This is a genomic window from Pseudomonas sp. MWU349, from assembly GCF_017947325.1.
Lineage (GTDB): Bacteria > Pseudomonadota > Gammaproteobacteria > Pseudomonadales > Pseudomonadaceae > Aquipseudomonas > Aquipseudomonas protegens.
On the sequence record NZ_JAFEVP010000006.1, the window covers coordinates 1 to 23,842 of the forward strand.

Annotated in this window: 21 protein-coding genes; 6 read left to right on the plus strand and 15 right to left on the minus strand. The window is 65.9% G+C overall.

The window, feature by feature from the left end:
* Positions 1-245 precede the first annotated feature (245 nt).
* Positions 246-548, minus strand: a complete 303-nt coding sequence (locus KCG88_RS22980) for a hypothetical protein (RefSeq protein WP_047336355.1) — start codon at positions 546-548, stop codon at positions 246-248.
* Between the two features lie 193 nt (positions 549-741).
* Positions 742-1,686: a LysR family transcriptional regulator gene (locus tag KCG88_RS22985; protein WP_047336354.1), complete on the minus strand. Its 945-nt coding sequence runs from the start codon at positions 1,684-1,686 to the stop codon at positions 742-744.
* Positions 1,687-1,815: 129 nt separating this feature from the next.
* Between KCG88_RS22985 and lysA the strand changes: the two genes are divergently transcribed.
* Both lysA and KCG88_RS22995 read left to right on the plus strand, forming a co-directional pair.
* Entirely contained in the window at positions 1,816-3,048 is a 1,233-nt protein-coding gene (lysA, locus tag KCG88_RS22990; protein ID WP_047336353.1) for a diaminopimelate decarboxylase, read from the plus strand.
* 222 nt (positions 3,049-3,270) lie between these two features.
* A complete protein-coding gene (locus KCG88_RS22995) occupies positions 3,271-3,720 on the plus strand; it encodes a hypothetical protein (protein WP_047285713.1) in 450 nt (149 codons plus the stop codon).
* A gap of 74 nt (positions 3,721-3,794) precedes the next feature.
* Here the strand turns inward: KCG88_RS22995 and KCG88_RS23000 are convergent, their stop codons facing one another.
* The 9 genes from KCG88_RS23000 to KCG88_RS23045 form a co-directional block, all read right to left on the minus strand.
* Positions 3,795-5,834, minus strand: coding sequence for a methyl-accepting chemotaxis protein (locus KCG88_RS23000; RefSeq protein ID WP_241774827.1), 2,040 nt, complete (start codon positions 5,832-5,834; stop codon positions 3,795-3,797).
* A 257-nt stretch (positions 5,835-6,091) separates the two neighbouring features.
* The gene (locus KCG88_RS23005) at positions 6,092-6,508 is read right to left on the minus strand and encodes a hypothetical protein (protein ID WP_047285711.1); all 417 of its coding nucleotides are present in this window, start codon (positions 6,506-6,508) and stop codon (positions 6,092-6,094) included.
* A 324-nt stretch (positions 6,509-6,832) separates the two neighbouring features.
* The gene (locus tag KCG88_RS23010) at positions 6,833-7,126 is read right to left on the minus strand and encodes a DUF3144 domain-containing protein (protein WP_047285710.1); all 294 of its coding nucleotides are present in this window, start codon (positions 7,124-7,126) and stop codon (positions 6,833-6,835) included.
* Between the two features lie 425 nt (positions 7,127-7,551).
* The gene (gene rtcA, locus KCG88_RS23020; RefSeq protein ID WP_210713158.1) at positions 7,552-8,580 is read right to left on the minus strand and encodes an RNA 3'-terminal phosphate cyclase; all 1,029 of its coding nucleotides are present in this window, start codon (positions 8,578-8,580) and stop codon (positions 7,552-7,554) included.
* Positions 8,581-8,588: 8 nt separating this feature from the next.
* Positions 8,589-9,377, minus strand: a complete 789-nt coding sequence (locus KCG88_RS23025; protein ID WP_210713159.1) for a nucleotidyltransferase domain-containing protein — start codon at positions 9,375-9,377, stop codon at positions 8,589-8,591.
* A 16-nt stretch (positions 9,378-9,393) separates the two neighbouring features.
* Complete coding sequence (locus KCG88_RS23030; protein WP_210713160.1) at positions 9,394-10,023, minus strand: hypothetical protein; 630 nt, start codon at positions 10,021-10,023, stop codon at positions 9,394-9,396.
* Positions 10,024-10,039: 16 nt separating this feature from the next.
* Positions 10,040-11,383 (minus strand): HEAT repeat domain-containing protein, encoded by a 1,344-nt coding sequence (locus tag KCG88_RS23035; RefSeq protein ID WP_210713161.1) that lies wholly within the window; start codon positions 11,381-11,383, stop codon positions 10,040-10,042.
* A gap of 4 nt (positions 11,384-11,387) precedes the next feature.
* Entirely contained in the window at positions 11,388-12,614 is a 1,227-nt protein-coding gene (locus KCG88_RS23040; RefSeq protein ID WP_210713162.1) for an RtcB family protein, read from the minus strand.
* A 766-nt stretch (positions 12,615-13,380) separates the two neighbouring features.
* Positions 13,381-14,931 carry an RNA-binding protein gene (locus KCG88_RS23045; protein WP_210713163.1) on the minus strand — a complete coding sequence of 517 codons (1,551 nt, stop codon included), beginning with the start codon at positions 14,929-14,931 and terminating at the stop codon, positions 13,381-13,383.
* A 204-nt stretch (positions 14,932-15,135) separates the two neighbouring features.
* Between KCG88_RS23045 and rtcR the strand changes: the two genes are divergently transcribed.
* Positions 15,136-16,728 carry an RNA repair transcriptional activator RtcR gene (gene rtcR / locus KCG88_RS23050; RefSeq protein ID WP_047285696.1) on the plus strand — a complete coding sequence of 531 codons (1,593 nt, stop codon included), beginning with the start codon at positions 15,136-15,138 and terminating at the stop codon, positions 16,726-16,728.
* Positions 16,729-16,852: 124 nt separating this feature from the next.
* On the opposite strand, the gene KCG88_RS23055 is transcribed toward rtcR, so the two are convergent.
* On the minus strand, positions 16,853-17,272 hold the full coding sequence (locus tag KCG88_RS23055) for a PaaI family thioesterase (protein WP_210713164.1): 420 nt from the start codon (positions 17,270-17,272) through the stop codon (positions 16,853-16,855).
* A gap of 195 nt (positions 17,273-17,467) precedes the next feature.
* On the opposite strand from KCG88_RS23055, the gene KCG88_RS23060 reads away from it, so the two are divergent.
* Positions 17,468-18,265: a DUF4349 domain-containing protein gene (locus KCG88_RS23060; protein WP_047285690.1), complete on the plus strand. Its 798-nt coding sequence runs from the start codon at positions 17,468-17,470 to the stop codon at positions 18,263-18,265.
* A 102-nt stretch (positions 18,266-18,367) separates the two neighbouring features.
* Here the strand turns inward: KCG88_RS23060 and KCG88_RS23065 are convergent, their stop codons facing one another.
* On the minus strand, positions 18,368-18,910 hold the full coding sequence (locus KCG88_RS23065) for an ATP phosphoribosyltransferase regulatory subunit (RefSeq protein ID WP_047285687.1): 543 nt from the start codon (positions 18,908-18,910) through the stop codon (positions 18,368-18,370).
* A 421-nt stretch (positions 18,911-19,331) separates the two neighbouring features.
* Positions 19,332-20,423 carry a DUF1615 domain-containing protein gene (locus tag KCG88_RS23070; protein ID WP_047336343.1) on the minus strand — a complete coding sequence of 364 codons (1,092 nt, stop codon included), beginning with the start codon at positions 20,421-20,423 and terminating at the stop codon, positions 19,332-19,334.
* Between the two features lie 356 nt (positions 20,424-20,779).
* Here KCG88_RS23070 and KCG88_RS23075 point away from each other — a divergent pair, with 356 nt between their 5' ends.
* Together KCG88_RS23075 and KCG88_RS23080 are read left to right on the plus strand one after the other, a co-directional pair.
* Positions 20,780-21,394, plus strand: a complete 615-nt coding sequence (locus KCG88_RS23075) for a LysE family translocator (RefSeq protein ID WP_047285683.1) — start codon at positions 20,780-20,782, stop codon at positions 21,392-21,394.
* Between the two features lie 51 nt (positions 21,395-21,445).
* Positions 21,446-22,996: an FAD-dependent oxidoreductase gene (locus KCG88_RS23080; RefSeq protein WP_210713165.1), complete on the plus strand. Its 1,551-nt coding sequence runs from the start codon at positions 21,446-21,448 to the stop codon at positions 22,994-22,996.
* Here KCG88_RS23080 and KCG88_RS23085 read toward each other — a convergent pair.
* Positions 22,983-23,840 carry an SDR family NAD(P)-dependent oxidoreductase gene (locus KCG88_RS23085; protein WP_210713166.1) on the minus strand — a complete coding sequence of 286 codons (858 nt, stop codon included), beginning with the start codon at positions 23,838-23,840 and terminating at the stop codon, positions 22,983-22,985. The genes KCG88_RS23080 and KCG88_RS23085 overlap by 14 nt on opposite strands.
* Positions 23,841-23,842 lie beyond the last annotated feature (2 nt).

Here is a 23,842-nt window from a genome sequence, read left to right on the forward strand (position 1 = left end):
GGCCCTGGCGATCGAGCGCTAACCTCCCGAAACCGCCCCTTGTAGGAGCTGGCTTGCCAGCGAAGGCGCCCCTGAGAGCGCTTTCGCCAGCAAGCTGGCTCCTACAGGCAAGGCGTGCGCACGATCGCCTTCGCCAGCAAGCTGGCTCCTACAGGCAAGGCGCGTGCACGATCGCTTTCGCCAGCAAGCTGGCTCCTACGGGCAAGGCGTGCGCATGATCGTCTTTGCCAGCAAGTTCTCTCCCGCTACGCCAGGTCCAGCTGTACGCCATCCACGGCACCCTCCACCGTCCATTGGCGCGCCCAGTCGCTGTCTTGAACCACACTGCTATGGCCCTGGTAGACGACACTCAATTGGGCAGCCTGGGCAGCATTGGCATTGCAGATCAGATACAGGTCGGCACTGGCATCCGCTTGCAGGACATACAGAACCACGTTGCCTTGGGCAGGTATGTTGACGTTGGCCAGATTGTTGCCCTGGGCGGTATTCCTGATGGCAACTTGCTGCGCAGCGGCGGTGTTGTTGCGTGCGTGAATGGCAATAGGCATTTTATTTGACTCCAGAACTGGTCAGGGGGTTGAGTCGCTACGGTCCGGGCCTGCACCTGAGGCTTGCCACGAGATCAGCCGACCGCAGGGCTATCCTCGGTAACTGTCTGCCGCCATACGAGAGGGACATGTTTCCCTGAAACGCCGACACGCCCTCTTCACCAACAAGCTGAACATTGGGCCACGCCCCCCATCAGCCTGAGCAATTCACCCCTTGCCCTCCCTGGACTATCCGCCCGACCTGCTCTTGCAGTGCCTTGGCCTGGGTGCGCAGGGCTTCACTGAAACCCTCGACAAAACTCGACGAGGGCCGGTAATCCGGGCGGATCAGCATCACCCGATAGGGCACCGACAATTGCAACGGACGGATCGCCAGGCCGCGCCCGGCCTCTTCCATGGCACTCAAGGGATTGATGATCGCCACCCCGAGCCGCTGGCGCACCATGGCGCACACCGAAGCTGCGTTGGTGGTTTCCACCACTATCCGGCGATCCACCCCGGCCTGGCGAAAATGCTCGTCCAGGGTCTGCCGGTAGATATCCAGGCCCGAGAGGTTGATAAAGTCCTGGCCGCGAAAATCCGCAAGCGTCAGCCGTGGCCTGGCCAGCAGCGGATGGTCGTCCGCGAGGATACAGACCATGTCGGCGCAGAACAGCAGCTCGCCCTGGGTGCCCCGGGGCAAGTGCTCGCTTTCGGTCAGGCCCAGGTCATGGCGCTGGGCGCTGAGGGCCTCTTCCAGCAGCGGCGATTCCTGGGCGGTAATGCTCAGGCCGATCCCCGGGTGCTGCGCCTGGAACTGCTTGCACACCGGCGGCAGCAGCGTCTGGGAGAACAGCGGCAGGCAGCTCAGGCTCAACTGGCCATGCTCGAAACGGCGAATCGACTGGGCCACGCTGTTGATCCGCTCCAGCCCCACATAGGCCCGCTCGACTTCCTCCAGCAACAGCAGGGCCTGGGCCGTGGGCAGCAGGCGCCCGCCTTCACGATCGAACAGGCGCAAGCCGGACAGCGTTTCCAGCCGTGCCAGCTCGCGACTCACGGTGGGCTGCGAAGTCAACAGCAGGCGCGCGGCGCCGGTGACGCTGCCGGCCTGCATGATGGCGCGGAACACTTCGATGTGCCGCAGGGAGATGTCCATGGCGGGAAACTCGCTTAATCAACCAACCCATATCAGATATGAATATCTTGGCAAAGAATAGATATTTTCTTGAATAGCCGCCAACGGGCATGCTGCTTCCATTCCCACTGACCACAGATTGCATTCGCCATGGCCATTCCATTTTCCCCCGCTCAACTTGTCGCCGCCGCCCGCCAGTACGGCACTCCGCTGTGGTGCTATGACGCCGCCACCATCCAGGCGCGCATCGCCCAGTTGCAGGCGTTCGACGTGGTGCGCTACGCCCAGAAGGCCTCGTCCAACCTGCACCTGCTGCGCCTGATTCGCGAGGCCGGGGTACGGGTCGATGCGGTGTCCCTGGGGGAAATCGAACGCGCCCTGCTGGCCGGCTTCAGCCCGGTGGATGCCGGCATCGTCTTCACCTGCGACCTGTTCGACGAGGCCACCCTGGCCCGGGTGGTGGAACTGCAGGTGGAAGTCAACGCCGGCTCCATCGACATGCTCCGCCAGTTGGGGGAGAAATCCCCGGGGCACCGGGTCTGGCTGCGGATCAACCCGGGCTTCGGCCACGGCCATAGCCGCAAGACCAACACCGGTGGCGAAAACAGCAAGCACGGCATCTGGCACGACCAGATGAACGAAGCCCTGGCGGTGATCCGCCAGCATGGCCTGCACCTGGTGGGCCTGCACATGCACATCGGCTCCGGGGTCGACTACGACCACCTGGAACAGGTGGGCGCGGCCATGGTGGCGGCGGTGAAATCCCTGGACCACGACCTCGAGGCCTTCTCCATCGGCGGCGGCCTGTCCACCCCCTACCGCGAGGGCGACACCCCGGTGGACGTGCAGCGTTACGCCAATGCCTGGAAAGTGGCGCGCCAGGAGATCGAGGCCTACCTGGGCCACGGCGTGCGCATGGAGATCGAACCGGGGCGCTTCCTGGTGGCCGAGGCCGGCTGCCTGGTCAGCGAAGTACGGGTGGTGAAGACCGCCGGCCAGCATCACTTCGTACTGGTGGATACCGGGTTCAACGACCTGATGCGCCCGGCCATGTACGGCGCCTACCACGGCATGAGCCTGCTGGACGCCGCCGGCCACCCGGTGGAGCGCCCGCAACAGCTGACCGTGGTCGGCGGCCCGCTGTGCGAGTCCGGCGACATCTTCACCCAGGACGACGAATGCCTGACCCCGCGCCCCCTGCCCCAGGCTCGGGTCGGCGACCTGCTGGTACTGCACGACACCGGCGCCTATGGCGCCAGCATGTCCTCCAACTACAACAGCCGCCCGCTGCTGCCCGAGGTGCTGTTCGAGAACGGCCAGCCGAGACTGATCCGCCGCCGCCAGCCACTGGCGGACCTGCTGGCGCTGGAACTGGGGCTGTAAGCCGCCCCTGGGGACTGATTCGAAGGATGGCACAGGGCAGCAGCCTCCCTGTGTCGTCCAGCCAAGGGCTGCAACCGCCCTACGACACCGGCGTTGAAGCGCAGAAGAATCTCGCCCTGGCCAACTACTGGTTTCTAAGGGCGGCCGAGCTCTCCGTGCAACCCGCTCCCCTTCACAGCCGCGGTGACCGGCTGATCCCCGACTTCATTAGCGAGATCCTGCATGCCTTCCCGCTCCCTGCGCCTGCTCTCCCTGAATCACCTGCCCGCTGCCGCCGCGTTGCTCTGGGGGCTATCCCTGGCAATCGTCCGGGCCTGGCAACCGATGGATTATTTCTGGGAGAACTTCGCCGCCTACTGGCTGCCCCAGGGGCTGATTCTCGGCCTGCTGCTGTGCACCCGGCCCACGCCGGCGCTGTTCACCGGCGTGGCCCTGGCCCTGGCCGCGCACCTGCAACTGTTCTGCCTGTGGATCAGTTCCCCGGAGGGCGCCTTGGGCTGGCTGTTCTATCTGTTCGACTTTCCCGGCGCGCTGATCGGCGCCGCCACCGCCCGCTACCTGGCCACGCGCGTGGCTCCCGGCAAGCCGCTGATCAATGGTCTGCTGGGGCTCGGCTGGGTGTCGTTGGGGCTGTGGCTGAACTTCAAGCTGATGATGTACAGCCAGGTCTGAAACGGGCCGGCGAATGCGGCCCGGTGGGGGGCTGAAACCCGCCCAGGCCACCAACGGCCCGGGCAGGCAATGCCTCAGTGGTGGCCGTGACTGAGGTTCGACAAGCGCCCGGACAGGGCCTGCATGGCCTCGCTGACCTTGTCCAGGGCCTGGGCGTCCCGGGCGTTGTCCTCGCTGATGCCGTGGATGCGCACCGCCAGTTCGTTGATCTCCTGGGTCACGTGGCTCTGCTGCTGGGCCGCCACCGCAATCTGCTGCGCCCGCTGGGAAATATCGTCGAAGCTGGTTACCGTGCTGGACAGCGCATCCGACGCACCGGACGCCTCGCCCACCGCCTGGCGGGTTCGGGTTTCGCCAGCCTGGATCGCCTGCACCGCCTGACGTGAGGCCTGCTGCAAGTCGTTGATCATGCCGCTGATCTCGTTGGCCGAGGTCTGGGTGCGGCCGGCCAGGGTCCGCACTTCGTCCGCCACCACGGCAAAGCCCCGGCCCTGCTCCCCGGCCCGGGCCGCTTCGATGGCGGCGTTCAGCGCCAGCAGGTTGGTCTGCTCGGAGATCGCCTTGATCACATCCAGCACCGCGCCGACCTGCTGGCTGTCCTGCTCCAGGCGCTGGATCACTGCCGCCGCCTCGGCCATTTCCGCGGACAACTGCTGGATCGACTGGCTGTTGGCATCGACCTTGTACTGGCCCTCCTGCACCACCACCAGGGACTGGCGCGCGGTGTCGGCACAATTGTTGGTGTTCTGCGCCACTTCCAGGGCACTGGAGGACATCTCGGTGATGGCGGTGGCCAACTGGGTGTTTTCCTGGCGCTGCTGCTCGGCACGCTGGGCCAGGGTGCTGCTGAGTTGACCCAGGCGCCCGGCTTCGTTCTGCAACTGCCGGGCTTCACTGGCGATCTTCTGCAGCATTTGCCGCAACTGCCCGGCATAGCGGTTCACCGCGGCGCGCAGGGCGCCGATCTCGTCGGCCCGGGCGACGTGCAGCTCGGCGTTGTCGCTGGCCTGGCCACTGCCCAGGGCATCGATCTGCCGGGTGGTTTCTTCCAGCTGGGCAATCAGCTTGTGCCCGGCCAGCCAGGCAAAGAACAGCAGCAGCGCCAGCAACGGCAGGAGGAACAGCAGGATCTCGGTGGTCATGGCCCGGGCCAGGCCGGTGACCTTCCGCTCCGGGGTCACCAGGCCGATGGTCCAGCCACTGCCGGGCATGCTGAACAAGCTGACCCGCGCCGCTTCCTGCAAGCGCCCATCCTCGTCCAGGTCCAGGCTGCGCACCTGCCCGGCCGGTGCCGGCTTGGCCAGGGCCCCCGCCACCGGAAGCAACCAGGGTTGCTGCTTGCTCAGGGCGTCGAAGCTGAGCATCTGGCCCCCGCTACCGGCCTGGGCATCAGGGAAATACAGCACGTTGCCGGCCTGGTCCAGGGCGAAGGCATAGCCGCCGGTGACCGCCCCCTGCTCCTTGAGGAAGCGCGCCAGGTCGTCCAGGCGCAGGTCGATGGTGGCGACCCCGGCAAAGGCACCGTCCTGGCGATAGGGCACGCTGCAGGTGGTCATCGGCACCTGGGTCACCGGGTCCTGATAGGCCTCGGACCACAGGCAACGCCCCGGCGCGCTGTTGCGGGCGCCGGTGTACCAGGCTTCATGGTGATAACCGGCGCTGCCGGCGGCGTTGTAGTCATCGGAAAATGCCAAGGGCCCGGCATCGCTGCGGGCCCAGAAGAAACTGCGGCGTTCCACGCCCGGGGTGAAGGCATTGGGTTCTGGCCAGATGCCGCCCCCGGCGATCGCCTTGTCGCCTTCATGGTCGATCACCTTGGGCAGGGTGGCCATGACCAGCGCCTGCTCCTTGGGCAGCCCTTCCAGCAGGTGGGCCATGCTCGCGGTCACCCCTTCGATGCCCGCCAACTGCAACGCCAGCTGGCGAACGATGGCGCTGCCGGTCTGCTCGATCAGTGCCGAGCTTGCCTCCACCACTTTGGGCTGCCCCCGTAAGGTCATCACGGCAAATACCGCCAGCGCCGTGAACAGCAATAGCAACACACTGCCGAGGGTCAAACGATGAGACAGACGAACCGGTAGCAAGGCCATGACGAACTCCATATCAATAGGCATTCAGAGCTTATCGACCAGGGTCATGGATCACTTGAGAAAAGAGTGACGCCGATCACGTTTTGTGTGACCAGAATGTGTGTGTGTGTGTGAATACCCGCGACCGGCTCGGCAACGGCGCTGATGACAGCACAGGCGCTCGACAGAGCGTGTCCGGCCCTGCACCAAGGGTTCAATCGGTGGACGAATGCTCGCAGCTGCGAATGACCGTCACCGCCTTGCCCCGGCCGGCGCCAGGGAGCTACTCGATCACCCGGGCATCAACCTTCCAGAACCAGCATGAACTGGCTGAACCGGTCGATCCCGTCCTTGGACAACTGGAGCCCGGTCTCGCCCATCCGCGACATCCACTTGCCGTTGTCGCCGCGCAGGGAAACCTGCCCGCTGGCGGTATCGATGGCATAGGCGAATTGGCAATACTGGTCGATGCTGTCCTTGGACAACTCCAGCCCCGTCGCCCCCATGCGCGACATGAACTTGCCAGTGTCGCCCTGCAGCGCAAGTTTCTTGTCGGTGCCGATTTGCACCAGCACCACCCGGAACTTGCAGTATTGGTCGATGGAGCCCTTGGACAGCTCAAGCCCGGTTGCGCCCATCCGCGACATATAGTTGCCCGAGTCGCCGCGCAGCGAGATGACACTACCGTTTTCAATGACACGTTGTGGAATGACGATCATGGTTGGCACTCCTTGCTGATTGAATGTGTTCCTGTCTGTCGCGGGGCCTGAAGCCACCGTGCCATTGGCCTCCCTGAGGAGGAGGTACGACGACCGGCAAGACTTGCCGCAGGCGCAGTGTAGTTGAGCCCCTGGCGGCGCTCGGGATGGCCGCAAGACAACAGGACCAACGGTTGCCGTGGCCCTGGAACACTCAGATCAAAGAGTTATGCAAGGTGGGCGGCAGACAACCCGAAGCGATAAGTGCACCGATTGCAGCGGGGCAGCAAGCGACTGCCCGACAGTCTCACGAAAGCGGCCCAGGCAAGACCGCGTCGACTGTTTTCAATCCGGATTGGCGTTCATGTAGCGCGAGTAGTTCTCGACGTAGTCGGTGAGGTTCTCCTCCAGCATCAGGCGGAACTCCTCAAGGAAATAGTCCACCGCCTGCTGCTTGGACGCTGCCAGTTCCTCGGCATTACGGCAGCCGCAGGCGCTGACCCAGGCGCTGAAGCGCGCGTTGGCATACATCAGCGAGGCGCTGGCCTTGCCGCGGCTGCTGTCGGCGATGTGGGAGTTGGTCAACTCGATGATGGCGTCGGCGCGGTTGAAGAAATCCTGATCGGGTTCGTTGGCCACGGTGCGTTCCTCTGGCTGGCTAGGGAAAATAAAGCGCCGGAGTATAAGAGTTTTGCCCTCCCGCACCGACTACTTTCATCCCCAGGCCGCAGAAGCCGGGCTGCCGGCGAAGGGGCCCGCGAGCCTTGCACCCGGCTGGCGGCCGCTTTCGCTGGCAAGCCAGCTCCTACGACGCCGGGCAAAGTGCCCCGCTCCCATCAATATCAAAACCCACCGTAGGAGCCGGCTTGCCGGCGAAGGGGCCCTTGAGCCCTGCATACGGCTGGCGGTCGCTTTCGCTGGCAAGCCAGCTCCTACGAGAATGCGCGGTAGGCCAGTTGGCAGTACTCAAGGGCGATCTCGACGATGGTCGAGCCGGTGCCCTGGCTTCCATACAGGTGATACATGGCGACAACCTCCTTGATGACCCGGGCCCATTAGCCCTTTCACGACAGGGCGTGGCATTGCACCTGCAGCACTTGCTCGCTCAGTGGCCGCGCCTCGATCCGCACCGGTAAAAATGCCTCGATCACCCGGATATTGCTCTGCAGGTGCTCGGTCATGCGCGGCGTGGTGAAGCTGCCACCACCGGCCAGGGCCATGGGCAACAGCAGTTGATCGGCCAGGTGCTCGGCCACCGCCGCGCCGGAATCCAGCCAGTCCCGGGCCTGATCGATGGCAATGTCGGCGACCTTTTCCGCCCGCAGGCTGTTCTGGCCGAAACCGCTGAACAGCTCGGTCAGGTGTTCAAAGGTAAACTCCAGCAGCAGTACATTGCCCGGACCGTATTGTTCATCCAGCTGCACCGGGGTGAGGTGCTCCCGAGGCAGTTCCAGGCGATTGTGCACCCGGCGCAACTCGCGCTCGGCCACATGCTCGGGCAAGCCCGCGCTCAGCGCCCAGGCCCGACTCCCCAGCAGTGCGCCACGCGCCTCAAGGTGCAGGGGCTGCAGCACCGACGGTTGAACAAAGGCCTCCAGCTCGCCACCGCCGGCCGGGACAAAGCCGTGGCGCAGCAGTTGCAGCTCGACCCGCCCGCCCATGCGCCGCAGTTGCGGCAGCCAGGCCTGCTGGAGGAAATCCACCGGCGGCGCCAGGGGGTTGTGGGTGCCGCCGCTGATGCTCACGCGGCTCGGCTGCGGCGCGTGCATCAAGGCCGGCAGCAGGGTCTGCAGCACCAGGGTGCAACTGCCGGCGGTGCCGATGGCGAAGCGGTAGTCGCCGCCGCGGATCGGCCCCGGCTCGAAGCTCAGGACCCGGGAGCCAAGCTCGGCCCCAGTGACTCTGGCGCCACACACCTCGGCCGCCGCCAGCACCGCGGTCAGGTGCTGGCGCAACAGCCCCGGGCGGCTGCGCCGGGCGCGAATATTATGGATACGCAGGGTCTTGCCGCTGAGCATCGACAGGCTCAGGGCGCTGCGCAGTACCTGGCCGCCGCCGATGGCGCCGTCCAGTTCGATTACATCCTGTTTCATCACATTCCTCAGGCGTAGTGCCGGACGGTTTCCCGCAGGTAAGCGTCCAGCAACGCATTGTCTTCATGGGTACGCGCCAGTTTCGGCACCGGGCGTTCCAGCTCGGCGGCGATAAAGGCGTGCAGCGCCGGTAGTCGTGGCCCACAAGCGGCCTCGTCGGCATTGCGCTTGCGCGCCAGCAGCGCCTCGACTTCATCGAGCAATGGCCGATGCTCGACCGTGGTCAACAGATCGGCAAAGGTCATCGGTGGACGGCCGCGCCCCTGATCTATCCAGCGCACCGCCAACAGCGGCCGCAATGCATAAAAATACTTCTTGAAACGCAACGTCTCATCCTGCAGATGGGCCATAAAGGTCTTTCGAGCCATCGACAGATAATGATTGCGCGCCGCCGGCGGGCTGTAGAACGCCTCGGCCAGCTCGCGCAGGCGCGCGGCGGCGGTCGGTTCGCTGCGGTACACCAGGGGCGAGTCCAGCCATTCCAGCAGGGTCGGGTTGGACTTGCGCAACAGCCCCAGGGTCTTGCGCAGTTCCCAGCCGCTGATGTCCAGCTCGTCGTCCAGGGGCCGCTCGATCACGTCGCGCCCGGCATCCACCTGGATGAACCATTCGGGCTTTTCCACATAGATAAAACGCACGTCGTAATCGCTGTCGGTGGAGGCAAAGCCCCAGGCCCGACTGCCGGATTCGCAGGCATACAGCACCTGCACATTGCGCTCGCGCTCGATCCGCGCCAGCTCGGCCAATACCCGTTCGCGCATGGCGCTGCTCAGGGGATGGCGCTCCAGGTGTTCCATGATTCTTTTTCCTTGTTCAATCGGTGGCGCTGGCGGCCAGCACACTCAGGGTCCGGCGCACGGGGTTCCACACCGTCAGGCACCAGACGCCCCACCACTCCAGGCCTTCGTCGAAATAGTCACTCCAGGGCAGCAGATGCGGGCCCATGGCCGGGGCCTGACAATCCAGCTCCAGGTCGCCCACCCAGTTGATCACCTGGGGCTGCTGCTGGAGATCGAGCCCCAGCAGGTCCAGCCATTGGCCGTACACCTGCCGGGCCTGCTCGGCCCCACCCGGGAAATGCAGCCCGTACGGTGGCTGGCAAAACGCCCGGTACAAGGCCCAGTCCTGCTGCTCCGGGTCTTCGCAAACCAGTTGCCGGACCTGCTGCGGGCTGAGCCACTCAGGCAGTGCCCGCTCCGGTTCCCAGCGCATCTGCGGTTCACCAACGTCGGCGTAGCGCGGGTCCTGGCGCAGCTTTTTCCAGGCCTCACGGCGCCTGGCCATCAGGTGCTGATACAGGTGCTGCAAGCCCTGGCGATGCAAGGCCTGATTCACCTCGACACCCGGCTCCACCGCCAGCCGCACAAAATCGAACACGCAAAACGCCGCTTCCAGCTGTTGGCGCAGCGCCTGGCTGTGCTCATCTTCAACCAGGGTCAACATGGCGGTTCTCCTTTCCTCACAACAGCCGCTGGACCGAACCGACAGGTAATTCCCCGGCGGCTTCCATCGCCTGCAAGCGCTGCACCATGGCCTCGCGCAGGGGCTTGGGGGTCACCGGGTCGAACATCCCGTAGCGGCTGTCGCACCAGCGTGCCAGGGCCTCGCGCCAATAGGCGGCTTCGCTGCCGCCCTGCCCCAGGCGCCACAGCAGGTACTCCAACTGACGCCAACCCGGCTTGAGGGCCAGCATGGCCAAGCGTCGCGCCTTGGGCAGATCGTGCCAATGCTGGTCCAGACGCTGCTCCAGGGCCTCGTCGAATACCGCCCACGGCTGCTGGCGCAACAGGCCCAGGGCGCAGTCGAAGACTTTGTCCGAGGCATCGTCCAGGGCCGCCAGTTGCTCGGCCATGCCACGTTCGCCCAGGGTTTGCAGGGCCTGCAGGCGCACGCTCAGCGCCGGCGAAGCCAGGGCCTGGCGCACCATGGCATCGGCCTGTGGCTCCTGCAGCTCCCTGACCAACCCCAGTAGCCCCAGCCACTGGCGCTTGTTGCCCGGGGCCGGCTGCTGCAAGCGGGCCAGCAGCACTGCCCGCGGGTCCAGCCTATGGCGCGGCGCGGCCCAATGGGCCAGGCAACGCAAGGCCCCCGAAGGGTCGAGCAGGGCCTGCGCCAGATACTCGCGACAATCGGCCTGGCGCGACAGCAGCAGCCGCAGGGCCTTGACCCGCACACTGGCGCCGCAGCTGCGCATCACCTCTGCCAGCAAGGGCAGCGCCTGCTCATCGGGCAGTTCGGCGCAGGCGTCCACCGCCATCTGCCGCACGCTGACCTCCGGGTGGCGCAGGGCCATGGCCAGCAGCGCCGGTCGGTCCTCGACGCCCTTGAGCAACAGCTCGAAGACAAAGCGCGCAGCCTTGCCCCGGCAAGCGCCAAAGGCCCCTTGCACCTGGTCGCGCACCTGGGCCAGTTGCAACACGGCGCTGGCCCGCTCCAGGGTCGCGCCGTGGTCGGCGCGCTGCTTGCCGGCCAGGGCCAGCAGCGGTGCCAGGGTCTGCAACAGCAGCCCGGCATGCTCCGGCGCCCAATAGGCCTCGACCGCCGCGGCCGCCTCCTGGCGAACCTGGGGCACCCAGTCGTTGAGGCGCTCCAGCAAAGCCACCAGGGCCTCTGCCGAAGGCTGTGCGGCCAGCCCGCGCACCGCAGCCTGACGCACGAAGCCGTTGCCGAAGCGGCTCAGCTCCAGCCAGGCGCTGTGCCTGTCCAACTCGTCCATCACCTCCCGCACGCGGCGGGCTTCGTAGTCGCTCAGCTGGTACTGCCAGCCGGGCGGGGTTGCTATCAATGCATCCATGTCGTCCATTGTTCTACCCCTTAACGCACACCACCTGACGCAGGGTGTGCAGCACTTGCACCAGCTCGCGCTGGGCGTGCATCACTTGGTCGATGTCCTTGTAGGCCATCGGGATTTCGTCGATCACCGCTTCGTCCTTACGGCACTCCACATGGGCGGTCGCGCGGATCTGGTCGGCCAGGGTGAAGGTGTTCTTGGCCTTGGTGCGGCTCATGGTACGCCCCGCGCCGTGGCTGCAGGAGCAGAACGCCTCCTCGTTACCCAATCCGCGGACAATGAAGCTCTTGGCCCCCATTGAACCCGGAATGATCCCCAGCTCGCCCTTCTTCGCCGACACCGCCCCCTTGCGGGTCACCAGCACCTCTTCACCGAAGTGGCGCTCCTTCTGCACGTAGTTGTGGTGGCAGTTGACGGCCTCCAGCGCCACTTCGAAGGGTTTGCTGATCACCTGGCGGGTGGCCTGGATCACCAGTTGCATCATCAGCTCACGGTTCTGCCGGGCGAAATCCTGGGCCCAGGCCACGGCTTCCAAGTAATCGTTGAAGTGCTGGCTGCCTTCCTCGAAGTAGGCCAGGTCGCGGTCCGGCAGGTTGGCGATGTGCTGGCGCATATCGGCCTGGGCCAGGTGAATGAACAGGTTGCCGATGGCGTTACCTACGCCACGGGAACCGCTGTGGAGCATGAACCAGACCCGGTTGGCCTCATCCAGGCAGACCTCGATGAAGTGGTTACCCCCGCCGAGGGTTCCCAGGTGCTTGCGGTTGTTGCTGTTGGCCAGGGCCGGGTACTTATCGGTGATCGCCTTGAAGCGCGGCTGCAACGCCGCCCACGCCTGGTCGGCCTGATTCGGCACGTCGCCCCAGGCGCCCTTATCGCGACCGCTACGGGGCGAGGTACGACCGTGAGGCACCGCCGCCTCGATGGCGCTACGCAATCCGGCCAGGTTGTCCGGCAGGTCGGAGGCGGTCAGCGAGGTACGGGCGGCGATCATTCCGCAGCCGATATCCACCCCGACCGCCGCCGGGATGATCGCGCCCACCGTGGGGATCACGCTACCGATGGTCGAACCCTTACCCAGGTGCACGTCGGGCATCACCGCCAGGTGCTTGAAGATGAACGGCATCTTCGCGGTGTTAATCAATTGCTGGCGGGCTTCGTTTTCCACCGGCACGCCCTGGGTCCACATCTTGATCGGCTTGCCGTTGGCGACTTCCAGCAGTTGGTAGGTCTTGTGTTCCATGTCCTTGACTCTTTTTCCTGTGGCCGCTGATGCGGCCTTGTTCAATAGGGTGTGCAGGAGCCGGGTCGCAGAAGACGATCTCGATGGCCTCTTCGCTGGCAAGCCAGCTCCTACGCAATTGCGGTGTTCGGTGCAAACGGCGACAAGTGGAGGTGAAACATGCAGCGCGCTCTGCCTCTGAGCTAGCACCTTGCGGTGAGCGGGACTCGAACCCGCGACCACGCTGTCCTGTAGTTCCACCGGCATTCGCCGGGTCAATCGGTGCAGGCCGGGCCTGCGGGCAGCGACAAGGGAACGGGCACATTTGCTCTACCAACTGAGCTACAGCCTTGCGGCTGGCGGGGTTCGAACCCGCGACACGATGTAGTACCCGTGGCATTCGCTGCCATCCCGCCGAGGCGGGGGGAAAAGATGCGACGACAAGGAGTCGATGAAACGGTGCACTCGCGTTCTGACCATTGAACCACGGCGCCGTTTTCCGGCACCGGCGGGAATCGAACCCGCATCTCGAACCTTGGATGTAGTTCCATCAGCATTCGTCGCAAAAACTGCAAAAAAGGTGGCACGACAAAAGTAGTGACTGATCGCCGGATTCGAACCGGCTTAACCAATATGTACAGCCACTGGCATTCGTGCCGTCACCGGCCCTGACAAGAGTTGCTGAGACGCCTTTGGATGTAGTCACAGCGGCATTCAGGGCCAATGAGCAAAAAATCTGTGGTGTGCGCCGGCAGGCCGGCGCACGGTTTATCTCATGTTCCAGCGATCAGAGCGGCATCGCCTCAATCGCATTGACCCAGTGCTGCGCACCGTAGTTGCCCGCGGTGAACTGCTCGATCACATCGAACACCGCGTCACTGAAGCCGCCGACGTTGAGGATGTCCTCGCGGTCCGGTGCCTGGGTCGTGGCGCCGGGTTGCATATCGATGCACACCAGCTTCGCCTGCGGGTTGATGGCCCGGATCCGCTCCCACTGGCGCATGGTTTCCGTGGCGCCGTGGCGCCGCGCATCGATCCATGACTCGTTGTCCGAGACCAGGATCAGCGTGTCCACGCGGCTCTTGGCGTTGGCCAGTTGTGCCAGGGGCGCCGAGCAGTTGGTGCCGCCCCCGCCGATGTTCGCCAGCTTCTGTGCATTGCTCATCACGCTGTCTCGCGGGTTGAGGTGGATGTTCACCACCCCACGCTCGAACGGCATGACCCGCGCCGCCGGCTGCTTGCGCAACACCGCGGCCGCCACCAGTGCCGCCACATCGATGCAGCGCACCGCGGTGGTGGCGCCCTGGCGATAGCCAGTGACCGGGCTGTGCATCGAGCCCGAGACATCCGGGCAGACCACCACGTTGCCGGCCAGCGCCGGCACGTTGGCCAGGGACAGCTCCAGAGCATCCTGCAGCGCCTCGCGGACCGGCTGCGGTACCTCGTCACCGGCCATGCGGTAGGCCGCCAGCAACTGGTACGGATAGACCCGGGCCTTGGCCACCTCCCCCGCATCCGCCAGCCGCGCCGCCACGTACTCGGTGCAACCCGGCACCTGGAACGCGCCGTGGCGGGCCAGGGTATTGAGGTTCATGCGCAGCCCCTGCCAGCCCATGTTGCGGGCCTGCCCGGCCCATTGTTCGGCGCTCAGTGTCTCGTTGCCGAGCAACTGGAACGGCACCTGGGGCACTTCCCGGGTCGCTCCGCTGCGAAACGCCAACAGGTCCCGGGTCAGCTCAGGCAGCGCCTGCACATCCACCGGCTTGCCGATCAACCAGGCAAAGAAGGCTTCACGCCAGGCCTCGCTTGGCTTGGGGTGAACCATCTTCACCACGTCCGCCAGGGACGGCTGGTTGCCGACCGAGGCCTGCAACAGCTGGCGCTCGGTGGCGCTGTTCAACCAGTTCTGCACCAGGCGCTTGGGCTGCGACCCCAGGGATTTGCGCCCGGTCACGCCGCTGCGCAGGATCTGCACGAAGTTGCGCAGCATCTTGCCGTTGTCCACCACCTGGGCGAACAGCTCCGGCACCAGGGCCGAGCGTTGCGCGGTCAGCGCCGCCAGCAGCAGCGCCGGCATGTCCTTCATATGGCCTTGCTGGCGAGCGTAACGGGCGGCCTGGGCGACGAAGCGGCTGTCCAGCTCGCTCACCAGTTGCAGCACCGCTTCCAGCTGGCCTTCAGGCGAGGTGTAGAAGGTCGAGTTCAGGCAACCGGTAACCGCCAGCTGGGCCAGGCGATGCTTGGCGTTGTAGGCATAGGCCGGTGCCTTGGAAGCGTTCAGGGTGGTGCTCGCTGGCGCTTTTGCCTGTTGGGTGTTGAACAGCTGGAAGTTGGCCATCTTGGCGTCTCGCTCTGTTGTCTCGTTCGTTGCCAGACATATTGCAGCCGCTGTGCCAGGTTTTGTTTTTCTAACAAATTATTTTTTAACTTATTGATTTACAACGATTTTATTTTTTATCTCTTTTTCATCAAGTATTCGACAAGACAAACGCCTCGATAATTTTATATCTTCTCTTATCGTTTTTTATCTCCAGGTATAAACATGTCGAACAAGCCCACGGTCGCCATAGGTTTTGTCGGTTCCACCCTCGATCGCGTCGGCAAGGGTGCCAACCGCTGGAGCCATTGGCGCCCCACGGTCGGTCTGTGCCAGCAGCAGGATGTGCTGATCAACCGCCTGGAGCTGATCCATGGCCTGGACGCGCGGGATGTCAGCCTGGCCGAACGGGTGGCCAACGACGTGCGCCAGGTGTCGCCGGAAACCGAGGTGCGCCTGCACCCCATGGGCCTGAACAATCCCTGGGATTTCGAGGAGGTGTACGGCGCCCTGCACGACTTCACCAGCGCCTACCCGTTCGACACCGAGCGCGAGGACTACCTGGTGCACATCACCACCGGCACCCACGTGGCGCAGATCTGCTGGTTCCTGCTGACCGAGGCGCGCTACCTCCCTGCCCGGCTGATCCAGACCTCGCCGGCGCGGCGCCGCGACCCGGACCAGCACGCCACCGGCACCCACGCCCTGATCGACCTCGACCTGTCGCGCTACGACCGCATCGCCTCGCGTTTTGCCCACAAGCGCCTGGAAGGCCTGGCCTTCCTCAAGTCCGGGATCGCCACCCGCAACCCCGCATTCAACCGCTCCATCGAGCAGATCGAACGGGTCGCCGTGCGCTCCAGGGCACCGATGCTGCTGATCGGCCCCACCGGTGCCGGCAAGTCGTTCCTGGCCCGGCGCATCTATGAGCTCAAGCGTGGCCGGCACCAGGTGCAGGGGCGCTTTGTCGAGGTCAACTGCGCCACCCTGCGCGGCGACGGTGCCATGTCGGCACTGTTCGGCCATATCAAGGGCGCCTTCACCGGCGCCCAGAATGCCCGCGAAGGCCTGCTGCGGGCGGCCGATGGCGGCATGCTGTTTCTCGATGAGATCGGTGAACTGGGGCTGGACGAACAGGCCATGCTGCTCAAGGCCATCGAGGAGAAGCGCTTCTTTCCCATGGGTTCGGACCAGGAGGTGCAGAGCGACTTCCTGATCATCGCCGGCACCCACCGCGACCTGCGTGGCCGGGTGGCCCAGGGCCTGTTCCGCGAGGACCTGTATGCGCGGATCAACCTCTGGACCTTCAACCTGCCGGGGCTGGCGGGGCGCCGCGAAGACATCGAACCGAACATCGATTTCGAGCTGGAACGTCACGCCCGGGAACAAGGGCAACTGGTGCGCTTCAACCTTGAAGCGCGGCGCCGCTACCTGGCCTTTGCCAGCTCCAGCGAAGCGGCGTGGCTGGGCAACTTTCGCGAGCTGTCGGCATCCATCACCCGCATGGCCACCCTGGCCGACAGCGGGCGCATCGACCAGGCCCAGGCCGAGGAAGAGATCCAGCGCCTGCGTCACGCCTGGGGGCTGGAGAACCCAGAGGACGAACTGCAGAAACTGCTGGGCGACGATGTGGAGCTGGACCTGTTCGACCGCTTGCAACTCAAGGCAGTGATTGCCGAGTGCCGCCGCGCCGACAGCCTGTCGGAGGCCGGACGCCGGCTGTTCGGCGTGTCACGCCTGGGCAAGGCCAACCCCAACGACGCCGACCGCCTGCGCAAATACCTGGCGCGTTTCGGCCTGGATTGGAAACAGCTGTAGCCGCTGCCGCAGGCTGCGCACGGCCCGAAGGGACGCAGGGTTTTCAAGATCGATAGAGGTTCGGCTGGCGATCGCCAGGCAAGGTCCTGCGGACCTTCGCGCAGCTTCGCAGGCTCAGCAGCGGCTACAGGGCGGCGGTTGGGACGGCGAAGACGCCGCTGGCCCGGGCCACTTCCCGTTCGCCGACCCGCAGCACCACGGTGGCAAAGGCGATCTGCCGGCCACGCTTGGCATGCTCCAGGCGCACCTCGATCCAATCCCCGACCTGCACCGCGCCCAGGTAGTCGAGGGTCATGCTAGCGGTGATCAACGGCAAGGGCGGATCGCTGGAAAACGCCATGGCGTAGCCCATGCCGATGTCCGCCAGGGTGGCGATGATGCCGCCATGCACCGTGCCCCGGCCGTTGGCGTGCCGGGCATCGGCCCGCAGGCCGACGCGCAGTTCACTGCCACTGCCGCAGCCGTAGACCGGGCCGATCAGCTCCAACAGCGGGCTGCTGCGGGGCAAGGGGGCAAAGCCTGGGGGGATAGCCGACTCGCGCATGACGCGCTCCTTGATCTGCGCCGAAACACCGGCGTCCCGGCTGCCAAGATGTAGCCCTGAAAGCGCGCCGCGCCTATCAGCATCAGCCAGGAAAATTGTCGTCGATAAGCCAAGCCGGGATCGTGGTCTTTACCCGAACGACGGTAAGATGCGCACCTGCGACCCTGTCGCCGATTCATCCCTCAAGGAGCCCCCATGCAGCATCAGGACGATCACCCTGCGAAATTCCGTCGACTGGCCCTGGCCCTGTTCGGCGCCCTGGCCCTCAGCGCCTGCTCTCCCGCAGACCACAACAGCAGCGCCGAGGCCTTGGGCGGGGCCCAGGGCAAGGCCGGCGCACAATTGGCCTATGAGCATGAGCTGACCCTGTCACTGCCGGCCGCGCAGATCGGGCCGCGCCTGGCGCAAACCCGCGAAGCCTGCGAGAAAGCCCAGTTCGGCCCGTGCAATATCCTGCGCCTGGAACAGGGCAAGTACCGCGCCCAGGTCGTACTGCGCATCGTCCCGGACGGTGTGGAGCCCATCGTCCAGCAGGCCTCCCAGGGCGCGGAACTGGGCGAGCGCATCACCAGCGCCGAAGACCTGGCCGATGCCGTGGCCGACGTGCAGCGCCAGCAGCAGCGGCTCAAGGCCCAGCAGCAGCGCCTGGACGAACTGGCAGCGCGCAAGGACATCAGCGTCAGCGACCTGATTGCCCTGAGCCGGGAACAGGCCGGCATCGAGAATGACCTGCAGGCCCTGGCCCAGACCGCCGCCGGCCAGCAACGCCGCCTGGACACCAACCTCCTGACCCTGAAGTTCCTGCCCAGCGACGGCGTCCAGCGCGAATCCAACCTCAAGCGTGCCTTCAGCAACCTGCTGGACAACCTGGCCGACGGTACCGCCGAGGCCCTGGAGAAAGGCAGCTACGTACTGCCCTTCGTGATCCTGGCCTTCCCCCTGGTGCTGCTGTGGGTCTGGCTGTGGCGCAAATTCGTACGCCGGCGCCCCTGACCCCACCGTAGGAGCCGGCTTGCCGGCGAAGAGGCCCTCAAGCCTTGCACCGCCCTGGCGAACGCCTTCGCTGGCAAGCCAGCTCCTACCGCACGCAGGCGGTCAGGCTTGCAGCGCCAGTTGCAGGCGCTCCAGGCCAATGCCGAAGCCGGCTCCCTGGCGATAGGCGCCTGCCCCCACCACTTGCTGCTGCGCCCCCAGGCGCGGGCAGCGCACTTCGAAACCCTCGCCATTGAGGTAGTAGGTCAGGCCGCGCTTGACCCCGAGGTTGAGCTGGTACTCCAGGCCCAAGGCGTCGAGAAAGCCCACGCACAGCACCCGCGCCTGCTCCAGGGCGCGCTGCGGATCGGGGCCGAGAATCTCCAGGCCCAACTGGGTGAACTCGCGGTAGCGCCCGGCTTGCGGCCGCTCGTAGCGATAGCAGCGGGCAACGTAGAAAAAGGCCGCCTGCTCGCGCCCCGCCAGCAGCTCGCCGGCGGTTTCCTGGAACAGCGCGGTGGCTTCCGGGATCAGGCAGCAAGGCCGCCCGGCCTTGTCGTTGAAGGCCCACATCTGGCCGATGACTTCGCTGCCGCCGGCCTTCTCGATAAAGGTGTCCTGGCCCCACAGCGCCGGGACAATGACTTCTTCAGCGCCCGCTTCGATGAAGCCAGCTCCGGAAGCGTCCTTCCAGGGTGCGCAGGGTGGCGGCTTGTTCGCCGGTGATCATTCGAGTGCCACGTAACATGGTCATGGGTCATTCCTCTGGTTTTTTGACAGGCAATAAAAAAGGCGCCTTGTGGGGCGCCTTGGTCTTTTTCATCGAAGGTCAGTGATCGCGATTGCTCGATGACTGACGGCTCGACGCGCACAAGCGACCACCGCCCCGGAGATGAGGTCGATGGTGATGAAGGCGGGAGACGAGCCGGGAAAAATTCATGGCGCATCCTGCCACGCCGCCCCCGGGCCTGACAAGCAAGCACCTGCGCCCCGCACAACAATCCCCCCTGTGGGAGCCGGCTTGCCGGCGAAGAGGCCCTCAGGCCCTGCATCGCCCTGGCGGCCGCCTTCGCTGGCAAGCCAGCTCCTACAGTGGGCGTTGCAGGCAGCGCTGGTAGCGTTCGTCCACCCGTTTGGCGAACCAGGCGGTGGTCAGCTGGCGGGTGATCTTCGGGCTCTTGAGTTCGATGCCCGGCAGTTGCTGGCGCGGTACGGGCTTGCCCGCCGTGCGATCGGCCAGGGCGAACACCTGACGGTACAGCTCGGTTTCTTCGAAGTCCTGGCGGTCGCCCTTCTCCAACTGGGCGCGGATCTGCGGGTTGCGCAGCCCCAGCTGCTTGCCCAGGGTACGCACCGCCAGTTCGGTGCTGCCGGGCATGATGGAGCCGTAGCGGATCAGGTCGCCATCCAGCGCCAGCCGGATCCCGCTGGCCCGGCTCACAGCGCTCTGGAACGCCGCGTTGCGGCTGGCGTACCAGCCGGCGTTGAAATCGGCGAAACGGTACAACGGCTGCGGGTAGTCCACCGGGTAGCCCAACAGGTGGGCGATGCCGAAGTACAGGCCGCCGCGGCGGCTGAAGACCTCATGACGGATGGAGTCCTGCACCGGGTAGGGATAGCCCTGGGCATGCTGCTGGGCGAACTCGATGCTGACCTGCATCGGGCCCCCGGTGTGCACCGGGTTGAAGCCGCCGAACAGGGTCTTGCCCAGGGGCACCATGCCGATGAAGTCATCGAAGATCGCACTCAATTCCTTCTCGGTACGGGCCCTGGCCAGGCGCTGGCCGTAGGACTGGCCGTCAGCCCCGCGCACCTGCAGGGCCGCACTGACCAGCAGCGCCGGCACATGCACCTTGGCCGCGCGGCGGTCGATTTCCTCCCGGGCAATGCGCCCCAGGCCCGGCACCGTCGGGTCGACCTGGAAGGTGGATTCCTGCTCGGTCACCGCCAGCACCGCGCACAGGTTGCTCTGGCTCGGCTCAAGGCCCTGGGCGCTGAAGGCCACCTGGATGTCCCGGGCCCAGCCCGGGCGGTCCGCCACCTGGGCCGGCAGCAGGCGCAGGATGCGCGCTTGGGTCTGCTCCGGGGTCAGCGTCGGCGCCTGGGGGCCGCGCTGGCTGGCGCAACCGGCCAGCAGCGACAGGCCCAGGCAGCAACTGAGAAGACGAGAGGAAATCATGGGGCTCCGCGAAATGGCTGGGCGAGGGCCGTGCAAGTAAAGCAGCGGCTGGGGCGTTCGACCAAGGAATGCGAGCGCTGTTCCCGCCGCGACCCTTGTAGCCGCTGCCGCAGGCTGCGAACGGCTTGGGCGGCACTCCGTCGTAGCAGACGCCGCGATCCTGGGGCCTCTACACGTTCGGCGGGAGATCGCCAGGCAAGGTCCTGCGGACCTTTACGCAGCTTCGCGGGCTCAGCAGCGGCTACAGGCTAAAATCCTTCTATTGGCGGTGTGGCTGGGTGTATTTTGATGACCCCCGACTTCGGTGTGGCGCCCAGCCCTGAACCCGCGCCTGCCCTCAATGGAGTGATGCCCGGATGTTGACCCTGGATTTCCTGATCACCAGCCTGATCGTCGTGCTGATTCCCGGCAGCGGCGTGATCCTGACCATTTCCACCGCCCTGGTGGCCGGCAAGCGCGCCAGCCTGTTCACCGCCATCGGCTGCACCGCCGGGATTGTCCCGCACCTGCTGGCCTCGATCCTCGGCCTGTCGGCCATCCTGCACTCCAGCGCGCTGGCCTTCCAGGGCCTGAAGTTCGCCGGCGTCGCCTACCTGCTGTACCTGGCCTACGCCACCTGGCGCGACCGCTCGGCCTTCGCCGTGGACAGCAACGCCGTCAGCCATGGCGCCGGCACGCTGATGCTCAAGGCCTGCCTGCTGAATATCCTCAACCCCAAGCTGACCCTCTTCTTCCTGGCCTTCCTGCCCCAGTTCATCGCCCATGACGGCAGCGACCCGATCCCGCAGATGCTGCTCCTGAGCGGCGTGTTCATGGCCATGACCTTCTTCGTGTTCGTGCTCTATGGCCTGCTGGCCAACCTGTTCCGCACCGCGGTGATCGAATCGCCCCAGGTGCAGAACTGGCTGCGCCGCAGCTTTGCCGCAAGCTTCGCCGGGCTCGGCCTGAACCTGGCCTTCGCCCAGCGCTGAGCCCGGCGGCAGCCGCCTGCATGACCTTGATCGTCTACCGAGGGCAAGCCCATGAATTGCAGCGACGTACTGATCATCGGCGCCGGCCCCACCGGCCTGGTCCTGGCGCTCTGGCTGCGCCAGCAGGGGGTCAAGGTGCGGATCATCGACAAGACCCCGGGCCCGGGCACTACCTCCCGGGCCCTGGCAGTGCAGGCGCGAACCCTTGAGCTGTACCGCCAGTTGGACCTGACCCGGGCCATCGTCGAGCGCGGCCACCATGTGCCAGCGGTGAACCTCTGGGTCAAGGGCGAGCGCGCCGCCCACCTGCCGTTCAATGCCATCGGCGAAGACCTGACGCCCTACCCCTTCCTGCAGATCTTTCCTCAGGACGAACACGAACAACTGCTGATCGAACGCCTGGCGCTGCAGGGGGTGGAGGTCGAACGCAACACCGAGCTGCTGGCCTTCACCGACCACGGCCACCTGATCAACGCCCGCCTGCGCGGCCCCGACGGGCGCGAAGAACACTGCCAGGCGTTCTACCTGGCCGGCTGCGACGGCGCCCGCTCCACGGTGCGCAAGACCCTGGGCACCGGCTTTCCCGGCGGCACCTATCAGCAGGTGTTCTACGTCGCGGATGTGCAGGCCAGCGGCCCGAGCATCGACGGCCAGTTGCACGTGGACCTGGACGACGCCGACTTTCTCGCGGTGTTCCCCCTGGCCCAGAGCGGCCGCGCACGGCTGATCGGCACGGTGCGCGACGAACGTGCCGAGCACCCGGAGAACCTGCGCTTCGAGGATGTCAGCCAGCGCGCCATGCGCCAGCTCAAGGTCGAGGTGGCCCAGGTCAACTGGTTCTCCACCTACAAGGTGCATCACCGGGTGGCCGAGCAATTTCGCACCGGCCGGGTGTTCCTCCTCGGGGACGCCGCCCACGTGCACAGCCCGGCCGGCGGCCAGGGCATGAACACCGGGATCGGCGACGCCATCAACCTGGCCTGGAAACTGGCAGCGGTACTGAGCGGCAAGAGTGCCGAACGCCTGCTGGAAACCTACGCCACCGAACGCATGGAGTTCGCGCGGCGCCTGGTGGCCACCACCGACCGGGTGTTCAGCTTCGCCACCGCCGACGGCCCGGTGGCCTACCTGGCGCGCACCCGCCTGGCGCCCCTGCTGCTGCCGAAGATCGCCGCCTTCGACAGCGCCCGGGAGTTTCTCTTCCGTACCGTGTCGCAGATCACCCTGAACTACCGCGGCATGCCCCTGAGCGCTGGCGGCGTCGGCCCGGTGCACGGCGGCGACCGCCTGCCCTGGGTGCACGACGGTGAACACGACAACTTCGACAGCCTGGAGTACCTGGGCTGGCAGGTGCATGTCTACGGCGTCACCAGCGACGCCGTGCGCGACTGGTGCAGCGCGCACCGGATGCCGTTGCGCACCTTCGACTGGCGCCCGGCCCATGCCGCCGCGGGGCTGGCGCGCAACGCCTTCTACCTGCTGCGCCCGGACACCTACGTGGCCCTGGCCGAGCGCTCGGCCGACCCGCGCGTGCTGGAGCGCTACTTCCGCGAACGGGAGATTTCCCCGCAGAGCGCCGCCCCCTCCCTCATCCCCCGATGAAAGGCTGCTTGATCTGCCCCCAGCGCCGGGCGAACTGCTCCGGCGTGGCCGCCGTGATCCGCTTCAGGTCCCGGGGGTAATCCACACCGGGGGCCTCCTGGGGGCGCCAGGCACTGAACTGGCCATTGCTGGCCCGCAGGATGTAGCCGCTGTCCTGGCACTGCTCGCTGACCAGAAACAGCACCCCCGGCGTCACCCAGTCCGGCTTGAGCTCCGGCGGCTCCTCGCTGACGCCCCACATGCGGGTCTTGGCCACCGGCGACACCGCGTTGACCCGGATCCCGTGCTCCGCCCCTTCCTGGCCCAGGGCATTCATGATCCCGACCTGGGCCATCTTGCCCGCGCAGTAGGCCAGCAGCCCCGGCTGGGCATATTCCGGGTACAGCGCACGGTCAGAGGTGGTCAACAGCAGCCGCGGTGCGGCGGACTGCCGCAGATGGGGCCAGGCATGCCTGGCCAGCCAGATGGGCGCATACAGGTTGACCCCCAGCATGCGCTCGAGAAACCCGGCGTCGGTCTGCTCCAGCGCCTGGTAGCCAACCCAGCCGGCGTTGTGAATCAGGATATCCAGGCTGCCAAAGGCCTCCAGGGTGCGCTGCACCAGCCCCTGGCAACCGGCCTCGGTGCCCAGGTCGGCGGTGTCGGCCAGCGCCCTGGCACCGCTGGCCCGCAAGGCCCGCACCGCATCATGGGCGACACTGTCATCCGCCCCGCTACCGCTGCCGTCGCTGCCGCAATCGCTGATCACCACCTGGGCACCACGACGGGCCAGGGCCCGTGCATAACTCAAGCCCAGGCCGCGCCCTGCACCGGTGACAATCGCCGTTCTGCCGCTGAAATCCATGC